Origin of the sequence: Nonomuraea sp. NPDC050202, from assembly GCF_040656115.1 — a bacterium.
GTDB lineage: Bacteria > Actinomycetota > Actinomycetes > Streptosporangiales > Streptosporangiaceae > Nonomuraea.
Map to the genome: position 1 here is coordinate 1 of NZ_JBFALF010000099.1, position 5,625 is coordinate 5,625.

Consider the following 5,625-nt stretch of genomic DNA (forward strand, 5'->3'; position numbering starts at 1 on the left):
CCGAGGCAGTCTGCGACGAAGGAGTAGGTGCGGTTGAGCATGGTCGCCGACTTCTCCGCGAGGATGAACTTGCCGCACGGGGTCTGCGATGTGCTCCGCTCGTCCTTCGTGAAGCGGTAGTAGGTCCCGTTGTGCTTGGTGATCGTCGAGTCGATCGTCGAGTAGCCCTTGTCGACCCAGATCTGCGCGGCGCTGAAGGTCCGGAAGTCGGATGTCGTGGCGTACATCATCCGGTTGTAGGTGGTGCCGGTGTGGTCGGGGTCGCCGGCGGAGTACAGCTTCGACGCCCAGAACACGACGTACTGGCCGAGTCCCTCGTCGTAGTACGCCTCCGGGGCCCATGTGTTGCCGGCGGTGTCCGGTGAGACGCGTACCAGGCGTGGCGCGCTCCAGTTCACCAGGTCGGCCGACTCCCAGACCACGATGGACTTGCTGCCGGTCCGCTGGACCTGGTCCCAGTTGCCGTTGCCGTACATCCGCAGGTCGGTGGCGATCTGGTAGAACCTGTCGCCCTGCGGTGAACGGATGATGAAAGGGTCGCGTACGCCGCGGGTACCCAGGGTCGAGGTCAGCACGGGCCGCCCACCGTTGAGCTGGCGCCACCGGGTCGGGTCGTTGCCCTGGCTGAGCGCGAAGTAGATCTGCTCGCCGGCGGAGGTGTTCTCGCCAGTGAAGTAGGTGAACAGATAGCCGGCGTACTTGGGGGCCGGTGGCGTGTCGGCACGGACCAGTTGCCACTGCTGGTTGGCGCCGCCTGTGTCGGTGTACTGGGAGATCCGCGCGCCGTCGGCGGTGGACTGCTCCCAGACGTCGAGGGCCTTGCCGCTGTTGCGGTTGATGAGCTTGACGTATCCGTTGTCGGCATCCACGACTCGGAATTGCTGGTTGGTGCCGCCGTTGTCGGTCCACTGGACGACGTTCGCGCCGTTCGCTGTGGACGCCGAGGCGACGTCCAGCACCTTGCCGCTGTGCCGGGCTCGGAGCTTGTAGTGGCCGCTGCCGGCGTCGACGAACTGGAACTGCTGGCTCGCCTGGTCGGCGCGGGTCTGCTGCTGGACGGCGGCGCCGTCGGCGGTCGACTGGTCGGCGATGGCGACGGCTTTGCCGCTGTGCCGCGACACGATCTGGTAGTACGCCGCCGGGTCGATCACGGCCGCGTTCGCCGGCGGTCCCGTGACCAGTGCGGCGATGCAGCTCGCGATCAGTGCGCCGAGGAGGACGAAGGTGATGCGGCGTCTGCGCGGACGTCGCGGTGAGGTCGGATCGTGGAGAGGCTGTGTCATTGAACCCGTCCAGTGTGATGGCGAAGGGATATCGGCGCTACGTCGGGACGCCGCCCGCCCCGTGCCCGAGCGGTGCCCCGTCAGGTCTCGCGTCAGACGCGGCGGCGGGTGAAGCGCTGGTTGGGGCTGCCGTTGTAGGTGTATAGGGAGATGCGGGCTCCGTCGGCGGTGGAGTACTGCCAGACGTCCAAGGCCAGGTCGGACTCCCGGTTGACGAGGCTGATCACGTCACCGCCGTGGTCGACCACGCGCCACTGCTGGCCGGCGGCACCGGTGTCGGCCTGCTGGACGACGTCCGCGCCGTTCGCGGTGCCCGTGGGCTGGAGGAACAGGCCACTGTGCCGGGCCTTGACGCGGACGTGGCCGTCGCCCGAGGCCACGAACTCGAACTGCTGGTTGGGGCGGCTGTTGGCGGTGTATTGGATGAGCCGTGCGCCGGCGGCGGTGGAGGCCTCGCTGATGTCGGCGGCCTTGCCGCTGTGCTGGGCCACCAGGGTGTAGGCGGCCGGGCCGCTGGGCGAGTCACCCAACTGGGCTTCCCACCTGGTGTTGGACCCGGCGGCGTCGGCCGGGAGGCGGTCGCGGGCGGCGGTGTCGCCGTACATGGTCCAGCGGGCCCAGTCGACGACGGTGTTCGGGAAGCGGTTGTCGCTCCAGAAGCTGGTGTGGCTGCCGCCGACGAAGGTGAGGAACGCCTTGGGCCAGGTCATTTCCGTGTACGCCTGCCGGGCCGAGGAGTACTGCGTGGTCGAGTCGCGGTCGCCGTGGACGAACAGGACCTTGGCGGAGACCGAGCCGGCCGGGTTGCCCATGTCTACGCAGGACTGCGGGTTGGCGGAGATGATCCGGCTGTCGGGCCAGGAGGTCAGCAGGCCGTGGGTGGTCATGCCGCCCAGGGAGTGGCCTGACACTCCGACGCCGATGCTGGTGTTGATGTGCCCGGCGAGTGCTCCGCTGGTGTTGAGGGCGAGGGTCTGGGTGAGGATCTGTGAGACGTCCTTGGAGGTGTTGCCGTTGTTGACGTCGTTGAAGTTGTGGTTGAAGTGCGGGGCGGGGACGATGAAGCCGGCCGCAGCCAGGGCCCGGATGATGAACAGCGAGTTCTGCGGGCTGCTGCCGTAGCCGTGGGTGAAGTTGTAGACGGGGAAGACGCCGTCGGCGACCGGGGCGTTCGTCACCGGGTTGCCGCCGGGGGTGCCGGTGGCGGGGTAGTAGACGTAGGTGGTGCACGGGCGGCTGCCGCGGGTCCAGTCATACCGGCGCACACCGACCGCGAACGGCGTGGTCGGCGCCGTGTCCAGCGGCCCGACGGCGGAGAGCGCCTGCCCCGCGCCGAGCAGGGACAGGCCGAGGCCCGCCGCTCCGGCCGCGCTCACGCTGAGGAATGTCCGCCGTTGCATAGTCATGGATGACTCCTTGAGTGCAGGGGTGGCTGTAGCCATGGGAGTTCGGTCGGGTTCGTTTGTCAGGGGAGCCCGCAGACGCTGGGGTTGGATGCGACCGTTCTGGTTGAAGACGGCCTGGTTCTCTCAGCCGTTGCCGGAGTTGTTGATGTCGGGCGGGTTCCAGGCGTTGTCCAGTGCGGCGTCCTAGGCGGGCCCGCACACTGCAGCGCCGCGGACATCCTCCTGATCTCACGTAGTGAGGTGTCAGCCGGCCGTGGGGCCGAGGTCGAGGTGGTCTATGTTGGGCAGTCCGGTTGTGGTGGTGGGGTCCACTCGGATGGTGTTGCCGCCGGTGTTCAGCGGGACGGTCATGGTCTTGGTGGCCCACGTCGTCCAGGCGCCGGTGGGTTCGAACGACACTGTCGCCACCGTGGATCCGTTGACGATCAGGTTGGCGGCCCTGGCGCTGCCGGCGCCGTTGGCATACCGGATTCCGAGCGACGCCGTTCCGGCCGCCGACGGGTTCACCGTGAACTGGGCATAGGCTCCGGCCGCGTTGGTGCCGTTACAGAAACCGCTGCCGGAGAAGCCGGCCCAGTTCGCATCGATCGTGCCCTGACACACCGCCGGCGCGGTCTCGGCCTCGTAACGCTGCCCCGGCGGCGGCGTGCCCCCGGCTGTCCTGACGAGTTCGAGGTCGTCGACGAACAGGTATCCGTTGCCGGACGCCGCCCGGATCGTGATGGTGGCCGTGCCCGCGGACACCGGGATCTCCGTGAGTTCGCGGCGGGTCCAGCCGCTGGATACCGGGATGTCGAGCGTGCGCGAGGCACCGTCGGCGTCCGTGATCGTCACCTGCGCGGCGCTGAGTGAACCGGTGGTCCTGGCGAACGCCGACAGCCTGTAGACGCCGGCCGGCACAGTGATCTGCTGCCGCACGCCACCCGCGTAGGACTGCGTGGCCCCGATCCGCAGCGCGAAGCGGGACCCGTTGGCGCCGCCGTCGACATTGGTCACGAGGGAGGTCGGCCCCGACTCACGGAAGTTCGTCCACCCCTGAACCTGGGAGACGATGATGCGGTCGGCCTGGAAATTGGGGTTGAGAGCGTAGTTGTTCGCCGGACCGACACGCCATTCTCCGGTCGTGACGTTGAACTGCCATTGGCTCACGGAATGGAACTGGGGCCGGGCGCCGGTCTTGGTCACCGGCATCCACTGGTTGTAGCCGATGCCGTTCCAGGCGAAGTCGGCCCAGCGGTCGCCGGCGTAGATGACCGTGTTCTGCTTGGTGCCCTTGACGGTCACGAAGAACCCGGTCTGGGTCACGTGGCTGTAGTCCATCTCGGTGCCGGCGAGGGTGTACTCACCGGTGTAGGAGCCTTGAACGTTGCTGCCGGTCGACTCGATGACATGGGTCACCGAGGTGTTCCAGCCGTGCAGGTCCGACGCGGCGTGGTAGTACTTGCCGTCGAGCTTGAACATGGCGTTGCCCTCGCGCCCGGCGGAGTTGTAGCCGATCTGCACGGCGGGCTCCACCCGCAGCGAGTCGGACTCTCTCAGCTTGGAGACAAAGGCACGGGAGCGCCCTTCCCGGTTGGAGAAGATCAGGTAGTCCTTGCCGTCGTCGTCCGTGAAGACGGTCTGATCTCCGGTGCCCGTCGTCGGAGAGTTGACGACCTGGGTCTGGAAGTAGGCGTAGTCGAAGGTGTCGGTGGGGGAGTCGCCCCGGAGGAACAGAACCCCGTCGCCACCCATCGACGGGAGATACGCCTGCACGACCAGCACGTACTTTCCGGTGTTCTCGTTGTAGGAGACGCCCAGCCGTCCTACCCAGCCCGCCTGGCCGAGGGTGGCCCCGCTGGCGAGGCTCGTGGAGCGGGTGGCGACGCGGTTCTCGAACTTCCAGTTCACCAGGTCCTTCGACGAGTACACGGGGATCGAAACGAACGTGACGTCGCCGTCGTACTTTCTCGTCGGGTTGGCCCGGTAGAGCTCGGCGCCCGTGTAGTGCACGCCGTACCAGTAGTAGGTGTCGCCGAACTTGAAGACACCCCCGCCTTGCGAATAGATGGGGTTGCCGCTCGTGTCGTTCCAGAAGACATCGTTCGTGATGGTCTGGAACGTCCCCTCGTCGGCGGCCACGAGCTTGCCGGCGGCGGTCGTCAGCGCCGTCTTCGCGGCGGCGACTTCCGACGCGGTTGCCGAGGCGTCGGCGACGACGCCGTCCGCGTTGGCCAACGCCTTGGCGAAGGGTGCCCAGGAGTCGCTCGTGTACTTGCCGGCGGGGCGGGTTTTGTAGTCCGCGACCAGACTCTTCAGGCCACGAACCATGACCAAACCATCAGTGGCCCTCTGGAGTTTCTCGCGGGCGGTGGCGTCTTCGCCTCCTCGTCGGGTGAGCGAGTCCCTGGCTGAGGAGAAGGCCACCCACGAGCTGGCGGTGTAGTCCGCGGCAGAGTAGCGGGAGACGTGGGCGTCGCCGGCCGCCAGGGGTTCAGCCGACGCGGCGGGGGCACCGGATGCCGCCACTGACATGACCAGCCATGCCGCGACGACGAGCCCTCCCCGCGCCAGGGTTCTGCGTAAGGTACCGATCATGGTGCTGCCCTTCGTTCATCGTGGCGCCGGCGCTCTCACCCGCTGACGTCGAGGTGGTCGACGTTGGGCAGTCCGGTCGCAGTGGTCGGATCCAATCGAATGGCCAAGAGAAGTAGCTGAGGTATCGGCCGCCTCACCGTGGGTGTGGTCGTCCGACCGGGCAGGAGGTGTAGTCGCGCCGTAGAACGGGCAGAAGCTCAGGCCGTTGTAGAGGGTGTAGCGCACTCTGTGGAGGTCGATGACCGGGGCGCCGGTCCGCTACGTGTTCAGCGGACGTAGATGTCGGGTTGCGGTGGGGTGTTCATGCCGTCGCCGAGGAAGAAGCTCGGGTGTGGTGGCTGGTTGTAGGCGGTGTTCTG

At 67.4% G+C, this 5,625-nt stretch carries 3 protein-coding genes and 1 pseudogene; all 4 read right to left on the reverse strand.

All coding sequences use genetic code 11. The features are described 5' to 3' along the window. Window positions 1–1,283, reverse strand: a 1,283-nt coding sequence (locus AB0I79_RS63015; RefSeq protein ID WP_357896247.1) for an RICIN domain-containing protein, incomplete at its 3' end; no start/stop codon positions are given. Between the two features lie 92 nt (window positions 1,284–1,375). Then, window positions 1,376–2,689: an RICIN domain-containing protein gene (locus AB0I79_RS63020; RefSeq protein WP_357896250.1), complete on the reverse strand. Its 1,314-nt coding sequence runs from the start codon at window positions 2,687–2,689 to the stop codon at window positions 1,376–1,378. A 243-nt stretch (window positions 2,690–2,932) separates the two neighbouring features. Then, window positions 2,933–4,999 (reverse strand): family 43 glycosylhydrolase, encoded by a 2,067-nt coding sequence (locus AB0I79_RS63025; RefSeq protein WP_357896253.1) that lies wholly within the window; start codon window positions 4,997–4,999, stop codon window positions 2,933–2,935. 533 nt (window positions 5,000–5,532) lie between these two features. Beyond that, a pseudogene (locus AB0I79_RS63030) lies at window positions 5,533–5,625 on the reverse strand (glycosyl hydrolase); the annotation flags it as partial.

Excerpts from the sequence above, each read along its gene's own strand:
- AB0I79_RS63020 (WP_357896250.1), bottom strand. The coding sequence starts at position 2,689 with ATGACTATGCAACGGCGGACATTCCTCAGCGTGAGCGCGGCCGGAGCG.
- AB0I79_RS63025 (WP_357896253.1), bottom strand. The coding sequence starts at position 4,999 with ATGGTTCGTGGCCTGAAGAGTCTGGTCGCGGACTACAAAACCCGCCCC.